The following is a 16,897-nucleotide window of genomic DNA, read 5'->3' on the forward strand; positions in this document are numbered from 1 at the left end:
ACGGGCCACGGACACTCTGAAACGCCCCGACTCCACGCGTCAACGGCCCATTTCCAAGCGTCAACGCCCCGTTGACGCGTCGCATCGGTGCGTTGACACGTCGCATCGGTGCGTTGACGCGTCGCATCGAATCATTGACGCGTGGGCGCGGGCCGTTGAAAGCCGTCTCGGGCCCGTTGCCGTGCCCCGATGGCTTCGCGGCGCACGCCAGTCGCTCCGCTCAGGGACCGCCGGGCGTCCCGGCGGCATCCGCCCCGCCCTCGCCGGCACGCCAGCGGGCCTCGGCGGCTTTGAGGAGGTCGATGATGCGCGCGAAGGCGTCCGGGTCGGTCTGCGAAGGGAAATGGGGGTTGTGGTTCGGGTGGCCGGCGGCCCGCTCGGCGCGGACGAGCAGCCAGGCCCGCAGCGTCTGGTCGTCCTCTTCGAGCGTGGGGTCGACGCCGGCGTTCAGCAGCAGCGCGACGGCATTCGCATCGGCCTCGAGCGCGGCGGGCAGCAATGCGTTGAAGCCCCGGCGTGCGGGCGTATTGGGATCGACGCCCAACTCGAGAAGGCGGGCGAGCATGGCCGGACCGCCGCGAACGGTGGCCCGCGCGACCTCCTCGCCCTCGATGTGCAGCGACTCGATGGTCAACCCCGGCTGGCTGGCCAGCAGCGCGTCCAGCGCGGGCAGGGCGCCCTCCTCGATCGCCGATTCGACCAAGGGGACGATGCCCTCGACCGAAGGGGCCGGCCCGATCGCGAGCATGCGCCGCGTCAGGCCCAGGTCCTTCCGCTCGTGCCAACGCCAGGCCGCCGCGTCGGCCCGGACCGCGCCATCGAGGACGTCCGCCGGCCAGCGGGGATCCTCGGTCAGCCCGCGCTCGGCCAGCCCCTGAGCGAACGCCGGGTCGTTGGCGCTCATCGCCGACGAGGCCGCGCTGCCCAGCACGAAGGGGTGATCGCCCAGGATCACCAGCGCCCGTGCGCGCGTGTCGTCGCTCGCGTAGACGAGCATGGAGGCCAGGTCGATGGGCAGTGGGCCCGCCGCCAGTTCGTCCAGGAGCCGCCGGGCGATCGCGTCGTGGCCGTGACGGATCGCCATCGCCAGGGGCCCGCGCCCCCAGCCGTCGGCGGTGGTCGGGGCGCCCGCGTCCAGCAAGCGCTCGACCACGGCGGCGTGCCCGCGGGCCGCGGCCCACTCCAGCGTCGTCGTGTCGGTCAGGGCGCCGGGCAGGCCCCCGCGCCGGCGATGGACCACGCTGGCCGAAGCGCCGGCGGCCAGCAACCGCTCGACCTCGACCAGGTCCCCTACCGCCGCGGCCCGGTGCAGCGGGGGCAGCCGATCGACGGCCATCGATCGGTGCAGCGTCAGCGCGGTGCTCGCGGTGACGACGAGGACGAGCGCCAGCGCCGCGCCGAGCACGGGCGCGCGGGCGGTGAGCAGCTCGGTCGTCGTCGTGCGCTCGTCGCGGGCGCGGCCGCACTCGGGGCAGGGCGCGCCGTTCGGCAGGCCGTCGCGGGCATGACCACAGCCAGCGCAGCGGTTCTTCCGTGCGCGTCGCCAGCGACGAAGCGGCCGCAGCGCGAGCAGCGGCGACAACGCGACGAACCACACCGCCGCGAAGACCACCGTGTTCACCAGCAGGCCAACGGGCATCGGCCGCAGCGGCACGATCGGTCGCCGCCAGTGGGTGACCCACGGGCGCACGACCGACGCCGCCTCGGGGCGACCAACCTCGTGCGGCAGCGGCCAGGCGTACGCCTCCGCCTCCACGCCCCCTCGCACGAACTCGCCGGGCAGGACGAGTTGGGTCGGCCCCGCGTGGCGCACCGCCCGCACGCAGCGCATCGGCCACCCGGCGCTCGCCTCCCACGCCATGTCCCGCGTCCGTTCCCGCGCGGGCGCGAACGGCCCGGGCTGGTCTTCGAGCTGGTGCCCCACGCTCCATGCGGGCAGCTGGACCGTCGCGCTGCGGTCCGGCGGCCGATCCCACAGGCTGAGCGGAATGAACGTCCGCCACGTCAGCGTCCGGTCGCGGCCGTGCTCGACCACCCACCCGCGCATCTCGGTCCGGCTGCCGACTGGCTCACCGGTCAGCAACGTGTCGGGCCACGCCGAGCGATCCAGGAGCGCGCCCGCCCACGCGACGAGAAGGCTCGTGCACAGGCCCAGGGCGAGCAGCAGGATGGGCACGAACACGAGCCGCCTCACGGCGCGCCCTCGGCGTCGCGGAGCAGGTCGTGGATCTCCTTGGCGCCCGGCGTGCCGCCGCGGGCCGCCCACCAGCGCGTGCGGGGCGTGCGTCCGTCGGCGTCCTTCGCGCTGGCGTCGGCGCCAAGCTCCAGCAGCACGCGGACGTTGGCCGCGTCGCCCTTCCCGGCGGCCACGTGCAGGGCCGTCAACGAGACGTCGTTGCGCGCCTCCAGCGGCACGCCCAGCCCGACCAGCCGCTCGATGGCCCCGGGCGCCTCGCCGCCGAAGCACACGTGGTGCAGGGCCGTGTTGCCGATCCAGTCGCGCCACCGCAGGTCGACGCCCTCGGCCACGAGCACCTCGATGGCCGCCAGCGGGTCGGGCACGCGGCCCAGCAGGGAGACGAAGTCGTCACCCGCCGACCTGGCATCGAAGCCCCGGTCGAGCATGGCCTCGAGCAGGTCCTGGTCGCCCCAGCGGTACGCCGCGAGGGCCACGTCGCGCTCATCGCGGAACGTGCCGGTCGTGCGGTCGAGCACCATCCGCCAGATGGCCTCGTCGCGCCCGGCCAGCGCGACGCTGAAGAGTTGCAGGCGCACCGTCCCGCGGCCCAGCGCGTCGACCTGGTCGAACATGGCCTCGAGCAGCGCGGTGTTGCCCCGCCAGGCCGCGATGGCGATGGGCGCGGGCGTGGTCTTGGGGTCGCTGGTGACCGAGGCGCCCGCGGCGATCAACCGCTCGGCGATGTCGTCGTGCCCGCACGCGACCGCCAGGGCCAGCGGCGAGCGCCGGTCGCCGAGCATGTCGTAGTACGCCCCCGCGCCGATGAGCTCGTCGACCACCTGCGTGTGGCCCCGCGCGGCGGCCCACTCGATGGGCCGGGCGCCCTGCATGGGGCTGACGTTCAGCGGCCGCAGGTCGGGCGCGTCCTTGTCGGCAAGGGCCCCCGCCGCCAGCAGCTCGCGCACGCGCTGGGCGTCGCCCTCGGCCGCGGCCCGGTGCATCGGCGGCAGGCGCTCGGCCGTGGCGATGCGCTGGGCGCCCACGGCGGCGACCCAGCCCACGACCAGCAGCAGGGCGAGTACTGGCAGGACGATCATGCCGCGCAGCACCCGCCGGGGCTTGGTTCCCCACTGGGTGTTGCACTCCGGGCATGTCACGGTCGGGTCGTCGACGGCGCCCAGGTCGTACCCGCAGCGCAGGCACCGGCCCCGGCCCGCGCGCCGCCCGGTGCGCCAGCGCAGCCACAGGTGCACCGGCAGCATCAGCATTTGCAGGATGGCCAGCCAGACAAGAGCCCAGAACACGGCGTTGACCGCAAGCCCCGCCCACATGGGCGTCAGTGGGATGGCGTGCTCGTCCTCGGTGTCCCAGTGCAGCATCGAGGCGTCGAACGAGGTCGAGCCCCACGGGTACACCCAATACGACGCGAGTACGCCGCCGCGGATGCGCTCGCCGGGCGTGTCGAGCCGGTCATCGCCGGCGACCCAGCGCACGCGCAGGCACCGCACGGGCCACCCGGCCTCGCGTTCCTCGAAGCTGGGCAGGGCGTTGACCAGGAGGGCGATGGGCGCGGGCTCTTCGGGCGGCGGCCGCTGCGCACGGCTGAATCCGGGCACGTCGATCTCACCCCACGTGCGCTCTTCGGCATCGCTGCCCAGCGTGACGCGGCGGAGGTAGGCGTTCCGCGGGTCCGTGAACCATTCGTCCCGCCAGCCCCAACCCCATCGGCGGGTCAGCGTCGCGTCGGTCCACTGGGCGAGGCGCCACTGGTTGAGCTGGCCCACCTCGACCCGCGGCTCGTAGAACCATGCGCTGGTGAGCGGATTGCGCAGGTCGTAGCCGCGCCACATCGTGGCCGATGTCCACGCCACGCCGATGCTCGTCGCAAGCCCGAGGGCCAGGAGCAGGACAAGGATGACCATCACGCGGCGCACGGGGCATCCTTGGCCACCACCACGCGCCGGGCAGACCACTTACGCAGGCTGGGGCGTGGCCCCCGCGACCGGCGTATCGCCCGAGCGGGGCGAGCGCGCCAGCGCCCGGCGGGCGCCCACGCGCATGTCGATCACCAGGCTGAAGAGCAGCGGCGTGAGCAGGAGCGTGAACAGCGTGCTGACCAGCAACCCGCCCACGACGACCGAACCCAGGCCCCGGTACATCTCCGAGCCCGCGCCGGGGAACAGCACCAGGGGCAGCATGCCGCCCACGCTGGTGAGCGTGCCCATGAAGATGGGGCGGATGCGGCTGGTGGTGGCGCGGGCGATGGCCTCGTGGGCGTGCTCGACGTCGACCGCCGGGTCCTTGAGCGGGTCCTTCTCCATGAAGTTGAGGCTCTGGTGCACGATCAGGATCGCGTTGTTCACCACGATGCCCACCAGGATCACGAAGCCCAGGATCGTCAGCACGTCCAGGTTCTGCGGGGCGATCGTCGGGTCGGCCGCCGACACGGCGTGCACCCACGCCAAGGCGGCGAACCCGCCCACCACGGCCAGCGGCACCGTGAACATGATGACCAGCGGGTACAGGAAGCTCTCGAAGAGCGCGCACATCAGCAGGTACACCACCGCGAGCGCCCATACGAAACGGGCGGTCAGCATGGTCGGGTAGCTGGCCAGGCCGCCGAAGAGCAGCAGGAAGATGGCCCCCACCAGCACCAGGCCGATGGCCCCGTAGGCGTAGAAGAGCTTCTTGCGGCGCACGGCGATCGCGAGCGTGACCACCGCGAGCGCCAGCCCGCCCACCTGGGCGATCCAGCCGAAGATCCACAGGGCCCGCGTGGGCGTGCCGGCAGCGGCGCCGTTGGTGGCTTCTCCGCCAAGCCCGAACATCGCCTGCTGCACCTCGTCGAGCTTGGCGGCGGTGCCCTCCATCCTGATGCGCATGGTCGAGTCGATCTGGCCGCTGGCGCGCAGGGGCGTGATGATCTCCTCGCGGATGACCTGGATGACTTCGGCCACCGGCACGCCCTCGGGCGGGCGCACGTTGATGGTGACGCTGGGCAGTTCCTCGACGCGGCTGATCTCCTGGGGGGCCAGGCCGCGTCTGATGTCCACCACGCTGTCGATGGGCACCACCGGACCGGCGGGCGTGGCGATGGGGATGCTGAGCATCTTCTCCATGTATTCCAGCCGGCCGCCGAAGGGCAGCATCACCAGGTCCACCTGCTCGCCGTCCAGCTGGTAGTCGCCCACGAAGACGCCGTCGAAGAGGCCTCGCACGGCGAGCCCGACGCCCTCGGTGGTCAGCCCCAGGTCTCGCCCGACGTTGTTGATCTCGGCGCGGACCTCGGGCTGCTCGAGCGTGAAGTTCGCCGGGCTGGGCTGGACGCGGCCGTACCCGTACTTGCCCGCCGCGGCCATGAAGGCCTGCTGGGCGACGCTCTTGACCTTGTCCAGGTTGGGCCCGCTGATCTCGATGTCGATTGTGCCGCCGCCCGCGGCGCCGCGGCCGAAGAGCGAAGCCTGGCTCGCGCCGCCAAAGATGTCGCTGTTGAGCTGGTTGAACGTGTTGGTGAGGATCTGGCCAACGGGGATCACCACACGCTCGTTGGCGCTGGTCGCGCCGGCGAACATCTGCGTGCCGAAGGCGCCGATGAAGAAGTTCTCGATCGCCACCGGTTCGTACGCGGGCATCTCGCCCGTTTCGGGATCCGGCGCGTAGCCATACGGAATCTTGGGCAGGCCCGACGCATCGGTACCGCCGATCTGCTGGGTGGTGTAGGGACCGACCTGCGCCTCCATGCGCTCGGCAAGTTCGGTGCGTGCTTCCACGCTCAGGCCCGGGGGCAGCAGCAGCCCGCCGAAGACCAGGTTGCGGTTACCCGCGGGCAGGTAGTCCAGCGGCGGCATGAGCACCCACGAGAGCAACAGGCTGGCCGCGGTGAGCACGACGATGGCGAGCGGACGCAGCGTTGCGCCGCGCCAGGCGCCCATGAGCCACGCGATGCCGCGACCGAATGCCGCGGTTGCGGCCGTCCCGAGCGTTGCAAGCCCGCCCAACGAACGGATGGCTCGCCCGGCCCGAGTCTTGGGTCGGCTCGGCTCGCCCAGCCACGCCGCGCTGGCCGAGGGAATCACCGTCAGGGAGACGATGAGCGAGAGCGAGACCGCGCCCACGATGGCCAGCGAGATATCGCGGAACAGCTGGCCCGCTTCTTCCTGGATGGTCAGGATGGGCACGAACACCACGACGGTGGTCAGGGTGGAGGCCAACACCGCACCCCAGACTTCCTTGGCGCCCTCGTATGCCGCGACGGCCGGCTTCTTGCCCATGGCGCGGTGGCGGTCGATGTTCTCGAGCACCACGATCGCGTTGTCGACCACCATGCCCACCGCGAACGCCAGGCCTGCCAGCGAGATGACGTTCAGCGTACGCCCGAGCCCCAGCAGCACGAGGAACGTGCCGATGACAGAGATCGGGATGGCCAGGGCAATCACCAGCGTGGCGGGAACGCTTCGCAGGAAGATCAGCAGGACCAGGCCGGCCAGGATGCCGCCGATCCACAGGTTCTCGAGCACCAGATCGATCGCCGAGCTGATGTACGTCGTCTCGTCATACACCTGCCGCATGCGCAGGTAGGGCCCGACCTCGGGGTGGAGGTTGGGCAGGATGTCCTGGCGGATCTGGTCGAGCTGCTCGCGCATATCCGTCATGACCTCGACCACGTTGGCGTCGGTCTGTCGCAATGCGTTGATGGCAAGGCACGGCTGGCCGAGCGAGCGCACGAAGCCACGCGGCTTCTCATGGCTGAGCTCGACCGTGCCGATGTCGCGCAAGTAGACGGGCTTGCCATCGCGATAGGCCACGATGGTGTCGAGCACCTGCTGCGGATCGCTGAACTGCCCGATCACCCGGACGCGATAGTCGCGCTTGCCCTCGGCGAGCGTCCCGGCCGAGACATTGCGGTTCTCGCCCCGCAGGGCGTCATAGACGTTGACGTGGTTGAGCCCGCGCTGGGCCATGGCGTAGGGATCAAGCAGGACGCGGACCTCGCGCTCCCGCCCGCCGTAAACGTTGACCTCCGCCACGCCGCCCACGCGCTCGAGGAACGGTCGGATCTCCCGATCCACCGGGTCGAACAGGGTCGTGATGTCGAAGTCCTTGAACCGGTCGATGTGCTCCGGATCGATGTCGATGATGATCCAGGCGATGGCGTTCTCGGGCCCGCCGCTCGTGTCGGCGATGATTGGTTCGTCGACCTCTTCGGGATAATCGGGCACCTGGCGGAGGGCGTCCGAGACCTCCTGGAGCGCCCGGTCGATGCTGGTGCCGATGTAGTACTCCAGCGTGATGGACGCCGAGCCCTCGCTGCTCAGGGAACGCATCGACTTGAGATTCGAGACGTTCTTGAGCTGCTCTTCCTGTTCCTTGGTGACCTCATCGACGACTTCCTGCGGGCTGCGGCCCGGCCAGTTGGTCGTCACGGTGATGATCGGCCGATCCACCGTGGGCGTAAGCTGGATCGGGATGGCGCCCATCCCGATCAGCCCGAACATGACGACGATGAGAACGGCAACGACCACGCCCACCGGGCGCTGGATCGCAAGTCGAACGAAATCCACGGGTCACGCCCCTCCGGCCGGATCGCCGCCCGTCGCGGCACCGGCGTCTTGCTCCCCCGAGCCTTGTGCGGCCTGCTGGTCGCTTGGAAGATTCACGATGTTGAGCGGTTGCATGGGGAACATTCGCTCGTTGCCTTCGACGACCACCATGGCGCCCGGAGGCATCGCCCCCGCACGGATCGCCACGCGATCGCCGGCGGCGAACAGCCGCGTGACCCGGGCGGGTGCTGCAGCGAAACCGCCATCCTGCCCGGCAACGGCAAAGTACACGTACTCTCCCGCGTCGTCGCGCAACATGGCGTCCTTGTGCACCGTCAGCGTCGGCTCCGTCACGCCCGTGGGCGTCAGACCGATCACGCTCATGCCCGGGCGGAACCGTTCCTCTTCGTTCGCGAGGACAACCCGGACGGGAAACAGCCGGCTCCTCGGATCGGCATCGGGAACGATCGTGAATCGCTCGGCCTCGACCTCGTCGCCCGTGGCCGGCACCCGGACGCGGACGCGACCATCCTCGCGCGTCAGGCGATCGATGAGCCGCTCGGGCACGTCGATCCATGCCTCGACGGTTTCGAGGGAAACCATCTCAGCGACGGTGTCTCCTCCCCCCAGCCACTGACCCGCTTCGGCCACGCGGCGCACGATGCGGCCGCCGAACGGTGCCCGCACGATCATGTCTTCGACACGGGTCTGGGCCAGATCGACGAGCACCTCGTTGAGCACGACGTCTGCGCGGGCCGCGGCCAGCCTCGCCTCGGCGGCCTGGAGGTCGGTGCGGGCCTGGTCGACCTCGCGCTCGTTTCCGCCGCCGCGGTCAAACGTCTGCTGGACGCGCTCCAGGTCTCGCTTGGCGTTCTCGACGAGTGCTTCGCGTTCGGCAACCACGGCTTTTACGCTCTCGAGCACGGCGCGGGCGCGGCGGAGTTCGAGCGCAGCTCGCTTGTCATCCAGTCGTGCGATGACTTGACCGGCTTGGACCTTGTCGCCCTCGCGCACCAGCACGTCAGCGACCAGTCCTTCTTCCTCGGCGGCCAGCACGCTCCGTCGGGCCGCACGTATCTGTCCGGTCGATTCGCGCCACGTCTCGAGCGGCTGGCTGCGGGCCTGGTCGATGCGCACCGTCGCGGGAGGCGCCTGTGCGAGACCGACATCGATTCCGAAGAAGAACACCCCCAGCGCCGCCAAGAAGACGGCCGCATTCCATCGCATCAGTTGTCCTCCGAGGCTTGTCGCTTCGAGAGCGACGCCCCCTCCATCAGATACATGCCGTACAGCCACTTGCCGCGAACGAACGGATCGACTTTCAAGCGTCCGCTCAAGACGCCAAACTGCGGCCGGCTCTCGATCGGCGCCGCGAGCGATACTTCGATGGCATCATACGGGGTCGGGGGGACGCCGAGGCAGCATCCATCCCATGGATGCTGCATCAGGAGCAATTCGCTGACAAATCGCTCGGCGAATGGGATTGCGAGGTTGCCCTCGAACCGCACCCACTGACCATCGAACATCGTCACCCGCTCGGGCAATACCAGTCGCCCGCGCGAGGGATTAAACGTCTCGCTCGCGGACACCAATAGATCCCACGGCAGCACGTAAGGATCGGCCTGCGTCCCCGCGCCGGGAACCGTAAAGCGATCATCGACACGCAGTTGTCCGTCCACGACTTCGATCTGGGCGGGTCGAACGTCGAACCCGGCGAACTTCTCGGGCGCCGGGCCAAAGCCCTCCGGCCGCGGCATCGCACGGATTTCGGCCCAGAGGTCTTCGGTTTCGGGCGGCGGCCGGGTCGACTCAACGCTCGTACCTGCCGTCCACTCTGTCAGCGTAAGTCCGGGTAGAGGATCCACGCGCAGCAATCGCTCGGCGCCAAACGCCTGAGCCTGCCCGTCGGGCCCGCGCGCGACGTACCCGGCGAGCTTGCCGGTCTCGTTCAGCAACGCCGCGCCCAGACGCTCCGACGTGACAGGCTCGGCGAGCACCACGCGGACGACCTGATCCATCACGCGAACCCGTGCGACGCGGAGCACCTCGGTCGCGTGACTGGGATCTTCGGCGCCCGGATTCGTGGGACGGTCGATCAAGAGCAGCTTCTCGTCGGGAAACGGCTCGAGGATGGCAATCTGGAAGCCGCGCATCAATTCGCTGGGCAGATCGACGGTGAGCAGCACAAGATCGATTTCCGGAACGTCGGCGACGATGCGCTCGATTTCGAAGCGCTGGCCGGTGTCCAGGACGACTTCGCCCCGAACCGCACCCTCGACCACCGACCTGGGTGCTGCCAGGCGCCCGGGCCCGACGAAGAAGCCCGTAACAACCTTCGGCGTCTGGGCATCGGGCGCGAACAGTTCAACGCTCGCGACGGCCGGGGCGTAGAGCGGAGCCATCGCGCTCAATCCGAGATCCTGGTGCTGGGCGCTCTGGGCGACCTGTTCGCGGACCGACGCCGACTCGATGGCTTCGGTCGTGCGTCCAACCGGAATGACGTCGACGTCGGCCTCGGTCGGTCCGCTGGAATGCCGCGACGAGCTTGCCTCGAATACCGCGATTCCTGCCACCGCAACCACCACCAGCGCGACGAAACCTCCGACGAAGACCGCCGGCGGTACCTTTCTCTCGTTCCCTTGGTTCATCATGCCCGTAAGGCTAGCCCAGCGGCCGGAGGTGTTCCGCCACAGGGGTCCGATAGGCCAGTATCGCGGGCGCCACGCCTGCCAGGGCGGCCAAGGCCACGGCGGCGATGCCCACCATCCCGAACGCTGCCGGGGAAACCGCGGGCTCCACGACCAGCCCCAACTGCACCCGCAACCCCCAGGAGACCGCCAGGCCGCCGAGCACGCTCATGCCCACGCCCACGACGGCGCCCGCCGCCCCCAGCAAGATGGCCTCGGCCAGCACCCACCCAACGATCCGCCCTCGGCTTGCACCCAGCACACGAAACGTCGCGATCTCCCGTCGGCGCATCTGCCCGGCCGAATAGAGCGCGAGCATGATCGATACAGCGCCCGATACGAGCACGACGAACGCAACGGCGATTAGGAGTCGATCGACCCGACTGACGATCCGGAACAGGGTGTCGATCTCCGCAGCCGGCGAAGCCACCGTCAGCGACGGATTCCGTCGCAACTCGCTGGCCAACTCTGCGACGGCTGAACTCGCCTGGCGGCCCTCGCGCACCACGCCGCGCAGATACACGCCCGTCACGAGTCTGTCGGCGGCACTGAGGTCGTCCTCGCCTACGCGTCCGGCGGCCCCGCCCGACTCACGATCGCGCTTGTCCTGGGCGTGGATGATCCACCCCGAAGCGAGATCGCTGAAGATCACGCGGTCATGCGGCGTGCCGCTGAGCTCGAGCACGCCAACGACTTCGTACGAGAAGCCTTGGTGCACGAATCCCGCCCCGGCGAGTCCACACGTCAGTTGTATTTCGTCGCCGACTCGAAGGCCTGTTTCCCGAGCGACGCGCGAGCCGAGTACGACCTCAAAGCGTCCTTCGAGGCGCCGACCCTCGGTGATCTTCCAACGACCGCGCTCTTCGTCACGCTCCGGGTCGTAGGCCGCGTCCGGGCTGAAGAGTTCGAAGAAGTCCGGCTCGACCGCCATAACCGGGTAATTCTCGAACGAGTCGCCCTGCTGGATCGGCAGGGCATATGCCACGCGAGGGTCTCGCTGGAGTTGCTGCACCTGGAGCCAGGTCATCGCGCGACTGGGCGTCCCGGCATGGAACACCGAGTTCAACACGCTGACCAACGGCGATGGCTCGGCCGAAACGACCAGGTGCATGTTGCCCGCGCCGCGTTCGAGGGTCTGCCGCGTCGCGTCACGCATGCTCAGGATGGTCAGCAGCAGCCCGACGGCGATCGCCACGGTGAGGGTCGTCGTGACGGTCTGGAACCGCCGGGCAAGCAGGGAGCCCAGCACCACTCTCGAACCACGCAAAGCCATCAGGCCGGCCCTGCCGCATGGATGCCCGCCAACGAGGCCAGATCCTCGACGCGTTCGAAGTGCGACGAAGCGGAGGGGTCATGACTCACGCAGAGCAACGCGGCCCCCGCTTCGGCACACGCTTCCTTCACGAGTTCGATCGCCGCATCCGCGTTTTCAGGATCGAGACTCGCCGTCGGCTCATCGGCCAGCACGAGCGTCGGGCGTGCCGCGACCGCCCTCGCAACCGCCACGCGTTGCTGCTGCCCGACGCTCAGTTCTTCCGGCCGTGCATCCACGCGTTCGATGCCCAGACGCTCGAGGAGTGCCGAGGCTCTGGCTGCGTGCTCGCTCTTGGGGATATCCGAGAACATCATCCCTGCCAGAACGTTTTCCCGTGCGCTAAAGCCGTGCAAAAGATTGAACGTCTGGAACACCACGCCCAGATGCCGGCCCCGGAAGTGATCGCGGGCCGCACCGCGGAGGGCGTGCAGGTGTTGCCCAGCGATCTCAACCCGGCCAAGCGACGGCTCCAGCAACCCGGCGATGAGCCCCAGCAGCGTGGTCTTCCCGCTACCCGACCGACCCCGCAGCAAGGCCATCTCGCCCGCGCCCAACTCGAAGCGATCAACGCGAACGACCGGCGGGGCGTCGATCGCCCGCCGGTCGTAGCGGAAGCTCAAGTCTTCGATACGCAGGGCTGTGGCCATGGGCCAAGCTTACGCACGTGAGCGATTACTCGACCCGGAACTCCACGTCGTCCAAGCCGATCCGACCCTCGGTCGAGCCGAACCCGGGCCCGAATTCGAAGCGCACCTGCTCCACGTCGCTCAGGTCGATGTCCGTGCCATCCCGCAGGAAGTCCGCGAGTCTGATGGTGATGGTCTCGAACTCGTTCGACCAACCGTCAGAGCCAGTAGGGCTTCCCGTACGCTGGTACACCTCTTCGATGCCCCCGCCGTACGCCCCGATGTTGATCGAGCTGCGCCCGCCCGAGCCATCCACGAGCGTTACCGTGAAGGTCAGGTCCTCCAATGCGGCCGCCGTCTCGGGCGCCCGGCTGATCTGGCACGCCCGGAAGCTCAGCGACGCGAAATCGCTGACGTCGCGATGGATCGGCAGCAGCGTGTACGCGAACGATGCCGGCACGCCGTCCCACCCGAAGGTCACCCCGTTCGAACTGTCAATGGAACTGGGCCTGTTCCGGCTCATGCCGTTCATCGGCTGCGAGGGATTCCACGTGTACGTGCTATCCAGATCACGCATCAGTCCTTCGAACACGCCGAAGACGTCGAACGAAATGGATGCGCCGCTGCTGGCCAGCGTGGTCGAGCCCTGGCTCTGGAAGTCATCGACCACGGAGTCGCTGCCGCCGCGGGCGGGCCGATACTCGTTGTCGACCACCGTGCTGTCGTTGATGGCCGGGAAGTCCAGGCTCTCCCACTGCCGCTCGTTCACGTCGCGGGCCGGCTCGTTGCCCCGCACGTAGAGTTGGATGAGCGCCAGCCAGTCGATGAGCGCCACGCGCTGCACCTCGGGCCGGCCGATCTCGGTGCCGGCAGGGCCAACGAAGTCATTGAACCCACAGCAGTTGAAGTCATTGTGGTCGGCGCCCTGGATGTAGGTCACCTGCTTGTTGCCCGTGCCGCGCTCGTAGATCGCAAATGGCTTGCTACCGCTGGCCACGCTGCCGCGCACGTCACCGTCCGACGAGCCATAAATCAGGTGGAAGTTCGAGTTGCCCGGCCGGGCCCGGATACCGAAGTCCGTCGGCGCGATGCTCGAGACCACGAGGATGTCTTCGAGCACGTAGTTCACCGGGCTGTAGCTGCCCGTCACGATGCGGTCATACGCACGAGCCACGCCCTCCCCACCGCGGCTGTGGCCGATCCACACCGTTCGACTCTGGTCGAGCCGGCCGTCCAGCGCACCGCCAGCGATCGTGTCGAGGTTGCCGAAGAAGTAGTCGGTGTGCGTCAGCGTCGTGGTCGAGGCCGTCTCGATGCCCGGCACGGTGTCGTTCTGGTGGCTCATCACGACCCAGCCGTGGCTGGCGAAGTGGTCGTGCATGTAGTCGTACCAGCGATAGTCCTGACCGTTGCCGTGGCTGATGATGACCACGGGCACGTCGCTGCGGCTGGCGATATCGCTGGGATAGGTCAGCCGCTGCTGGTTGCGCGAGCTCGGAATTCCCGGGAAGGTCGCCGTGTACGTCTCGACGCGCGTAAATGCCGCCGGCCCGAGCGTCGTCAGGTCCTTGAAGAGCCAGAAGCCCACGTCGTCGTAGCCGTCGATCAGGTCGCCACCATCGAGCATGCCATTGCGGTTGACGTCGATCACGACGTCGTAGGGCACGCCGATGCTCTCGCCAGCATCAGCGTTCAGGAACGCCGTTCCGCCCATCATGGCGATGTTGTCGGCCGTCGAGGCCCCACCGCCAAACGTCGCCGGCTGCGCCAGCCCCCGCGCGTCGATGAGCATCGGATCGGACGTCCACTCCGAGGCGTCCTTGTCTTCGACCAAGTAGACGTCCACCGTGCCGCCGGGCACCGTGGCGCGCGAAGGGTCGATCGCCACAGAGATCACCTGACCCGCATTGAACGCCCGGACATAGTCGGCATGCGGAAACTGATCCAGCGCCACGGAGGCGAGTTGAACGATCTGAAAGTCATCCGAGCAGCCGAGCGTAAAGAGGTTCTGGAACTCGAGAAAGTCGAAGATGTCCAATCGACCGTTACCGTCGAAGTCGGCCCGCAGGTCACCCGCGTCGAACAGGTTCTGGAACGCCAGGAAATCGAACACGGTCAATTCACCGTCGCCGTCGATGTCCGCCGGACAGCCGGACTGGGCCATCGCGGCCGGACCGGCCAGCATTCCAGCCGCCACCGCCAGCATCGCGGCGGTTCGTGTGGTGATTCGCATATCTCTGACTCCTCTACTCCCCCGAGGTGTTTCGTGATGACGCTCGTCGGTGACGTATTCGCTCAGGGCAGCAGGCGGACGTCGTCTAACCCAATGCGACCGGTCTCCGACCCGTGGCTGGGCCCAAAACGCAGCCGGATCGTCTCGATGTTCCCAAGGTCCAGCGTCCGGCCGTCGCGCGTGAAGTCAACCAGTCGGATGCGGATGGTCTCGAACTCGTTCTGCCAGCCAGGGGCGCTCGTGCCATAGTCCCTGCGAGGATACGGATCACGCACGCCCGCGTATCCAGCGGTGGACACCGCGCTCGCGTTGCCATCGCCATCGATCAACTCCACGGTGAAGAACGTGTCGTTGAGCGAAATAGTGGTCAGCGGGTGCCGCGTGGACTGGGCCGCCCGGAGGCTCAGGCTGCCCAGTGCGCTGAGGTCCCGCTGGCCTGCGGGCAGTGCAAACGCATAGGTCGCGTCGTCCCCTTCCCACTCGAACACAACGCCGGCGGTCGTATCACTGGCCGAGCCACTGGCGCGCGTCATGCCGTTCATCGGATCGGTTGCCACGGCGGTGAAATCGGAGTTGCGGTCTTCCAGCCGTCCCTCGGTCAACGAGGAGACATCGAACGAGACCGCCGCCCCACTGCTGGCAACGAGCGAAGAGGGTTCGCTCTGGTAGTCATCGATCACGACGCCCACGGCAGGCCCCGGATTGTGCTCGCGGATGATCTTCGAACTCTGGGCGATGCTCGGCGACTGCAACGAGGTCTGGTGACGCCAGATGAACTCCTCGGCCCAGCCGTTGTCGCGCAGGTATCGCTCGGCCAGCGCCAGCCACGTGGCGTTGGCGATGCGCTGCCCTTCGGCGCGACCGATCTCCGTGCCCGGAGGACCCGTGAAGTCATTAAAGCCGCAGCAGTTGAAGTCGTTGTGGTCGGCGCCGTGTACATACGTCACCTGCTTCGAGCCCGTGCCGCGTTCGTAGAGTTGGAAGCTCTGGCGATCATCGCGATGCGGGCAACCGCACACGTCGCCATCGGCTGCACCGAACAGCAGATGGTAGTTCTGGTCATGGATCTGGCTGGTCGTGCCCTGCCACACCGTGGGCGCGATGCTGCTGGTGACCTTGAAGTCGCTCAGCGAATAGTGCGTCGGCACGTACACGCCGTCCACGATCTTGCTCGTCGCCCGGACCACGCCCTCACCGCCGCGGCTGTGGCCGATCCACATCACCCGGCTGGTATCAACCCGGCCGGCCAGGTCGGGCGCGAACGCGGCGTAGTTGCCCAGGAACGCGTCGGCATGCCGAAGCATGCTGTCACTGGCCGCCTCGATGCCGGGTATCGTGTCGTTCTGATGGCTCATGACCACGTAGCCGTGGCTGGCCAGGTGCTGCTGCACGTAGTCGTACCAGCGATAATCATGCCCATTGCCGTGCGCGATGATGACCACCGGCATGTCGGTCAGGCTCGGATCGTCGGGATACACCAGCAATTCGCGGACGCGATGCGAGGGCAGGCCGGGCCAACTCACCGCATAGTCACGCGATGGAGCCCGGTCGTACGGGCCAAGCCGCGTCAGGTCCTTGGCATACCAGATGCCCGTGTCGTCGCCAAGGCCATCGATGACGTCTCCCGGCGAGAGCATGCCGTCGCGATCGGCGTCGATGACCACGTCGTACCCGGCCGCAACACGCGATTCGGTTTCGGCCGGGGCAAGCAGGGCCGTCGAATTCAACGCGAAGACGTTGGCCTGGAATGCGCCGCCGGGAAACGTCAGGCTCTGCGGACCCGTGGCTCGGGCATCGACGAGCGCCGGATCGGCGATCCACTCCGATTCACTCCGCGCCGGAACCACGTACACGTCGACCGGCACGCCAACGAGCGTCGCATGTTCGCTCGGGTCGATCGCAATCGAAGCCGTCTGTCCGACTACGAACGTCCCGACGATCTCGATGTGCGGATACCCGCTCCGTGCTCGCCCCAACAGTTCGGCGCCCTGCACGGCGGACGGACATCCGGCATCGAATGCGTTCTGGTATGCCAGGAAATCGAACAGCGTCAGGTCGCCATCGCCGTCGAAATCAGCGATGGGATCTCCGGCGTCGAAGAAGTTCTGGAACGCCAGGAAGTCGAAGATGGTCAACGAGCCATCGCCGTCGAGGTCCGCTGGGCATGCGTTGCTGACGGATGCGAGGCCGGCAATAGCCAGCACGGCAAGGACGGTTCTGCGCATGGGTACTCTCCCCGGCGAGTCGGAGGTATGCGGGACGGCCTTGGCCCCGCTGCACAGATTACAGCAGCCGGGCTGCGACCGCGACGCAAAAA

At 68.3% G+C, this 16,897-nt stretch carries 9 protein-coding genes; all 9 read right to left on the minus strand.

All coding sequences use genetic code 11. From position 1 onward, the window contains the following. Positions 1–220 precede the first annotated feature (220 nt). Positions 221–2,194 carry an ankyrin repeat domain-containing protein gene (locus RIE32_02955; protein MEQ9095203.1) on the minus strand — a complete coding sequence of 658 codons (1,974 nt, stop codon included), beginning with the start codon at positions 2,192–2,194 and terminating at the stop codon, positions 221–223. Then, entirely contained in the window at positions 2,191–4,113 is a 1,923-nt protein-coding gene (locus RIE32_02960; protein ID MEQ9095204.1) for an ankyrin repeat domain-containing protein, read from the minus strand. Before RIE32_02960 ends, RIE32_02955 begins: the two co-directional genes overlap by 4 nt. A gap of 39 nt (positions 4,114–4,152) precedes the next feature. Continuing rightward, on the minus strand, positions 4,153–7,740 hold the full coding sequence (locus tag RIE32_02965) for an efflux RND transporter permease subunit (GenBank protein ID MEQ9095205.1): 3,588 nt from the start codon (positions 7,738–7,740) through the stop codon (positions 4,153–4,155). A gap of 3 nt (positions 7,741–7,743) precedes the next feature. Then, complete coding sequence (locus RIE32_02970) at positions 7,744–8,946, minus strand: efflux RND transporter periplasmic adaptor subunit (protein MEQ9095206.1); 1,203 nt, start codon at positions 8,944–8,946, stop codon at positions 7,744–7,746. Further along, positions 8,946–10,370: a hypothetical protein gene (locus RIE32_02975; protein MEQ9095207.1), complete on the minus strand. Its 1,425-nt coding sequence runs from the start codon at positions 10,368–10,370 to the stop codon at positions 8,946–8,948. The genes RIE32_02970 and RIE32_02975 overlap by 1 nt, the downstream gene beginning before the upstream one ends. Positions 10,371–10,380: 10 nt before the next feature. Further along, positions 10,381–11,679 carry an ABC transporter permease gene (locus tag RIE32_02980; GenBank protein MEQ9095208.1) on the minus strand — a complete coding sequence of 433 codons (1,299 nt, stop codon included), beginning with the start codon at positions 11,677–11,679 and terminating at the stop codon, positions 10,381–10,383. Continuing rightward, positions 11,679–12,368: an ATP-binding cassette domain-containing protein gene (locus RIE32_02985; GenBank protein ID MEQ9095209.1), complete on the minus strand. Its 690-nt coding sequence runs from the start codon at positions 12,366–12,368 to the stop codon at positions 11,679–11,681. The genes RIE32_02980 and RIE32_02985 overlap by 1 nt, the downstream gene beginning before the upstream one ends. A 25-nt stretch (positions 12,369–12,393) precedes the next feature. Then, complete coding sequence (locus RIE32_02990; protein MEQ9095210.1) at positions 12,394–14,580, minus strand: GC-type dockerin domain-anchored protein; 2,187 nt, start codon at positions 14,578–14,580, stop codon at positions 12,394–12,396. A 62-nt stretch (positions 14,581–14,642) separates the two neighbouring features. Continuing rightward, positions 14,643–16,805, minus strand: coding sequence for a GC-type dockerin domain-anchored protein (locus RIE32_02995; GenBank protein ID MEQ9095211.1), 2,163 nt, complete (start codon positions 16,803–16,805; stop codon positions 14,643–14,645). Positions 16,806–16,897 lie beyond the last annotated feature (92 nt).

Source organism: Phycisphaerales bacterium (genome assembly GCA_040221175.1).
Classification (GTDB): domain Bacteria; phylum Planctomycetota; class Phycisphaerae; order Phycisphaerales; family UBA1924; genus JAHCJI01.

Coding starts and splice junctions, on each gene's coding strand:
- RIE32_02970 (MEQ9095206.1), bottom strand. CDS start 8,946: ATGCGATGGAATGCGGCCGTCTTCTTGGCGGCGCTGGGGGTGTTCTTC.
- RIE32_02975 (MEQ9095207.1), bottom strand. CDS start 10,370: ATGATGAACCAAGGGAACGAGAGAAAGGTACCGCCGGCGGTCTTCGTC.
- RIE32_02980 (MEQ9095208.1), bottom strand. CDS start 11,679: ATGGCTTTGCGTGGTTCGAGAGTGGTGCTGGGCTCCCTGCTTGCCCGG.
- RIE32_02985 (MEQ9095209.1), bottom strand. CDS start 12,368: ATGGCCACAGCCCTGCGTATCGAAGACTTGAGCTTCCGCTACGACCGG.
- RIE32_02990 (MEQ9095210.1), bottom strand. CDS start 14,580: ATGCGAATCACCACACGAACCGCCGCGATGCTGGCGGTGGCGGCTGGA.
- RIE32_02995 (MEQ9095211.1), bottom strand. CDS start 16,805: ATGCGCAGAACCGTCCTTGCCGTGCTGGCTATTGCCGGCCTCGCATCC.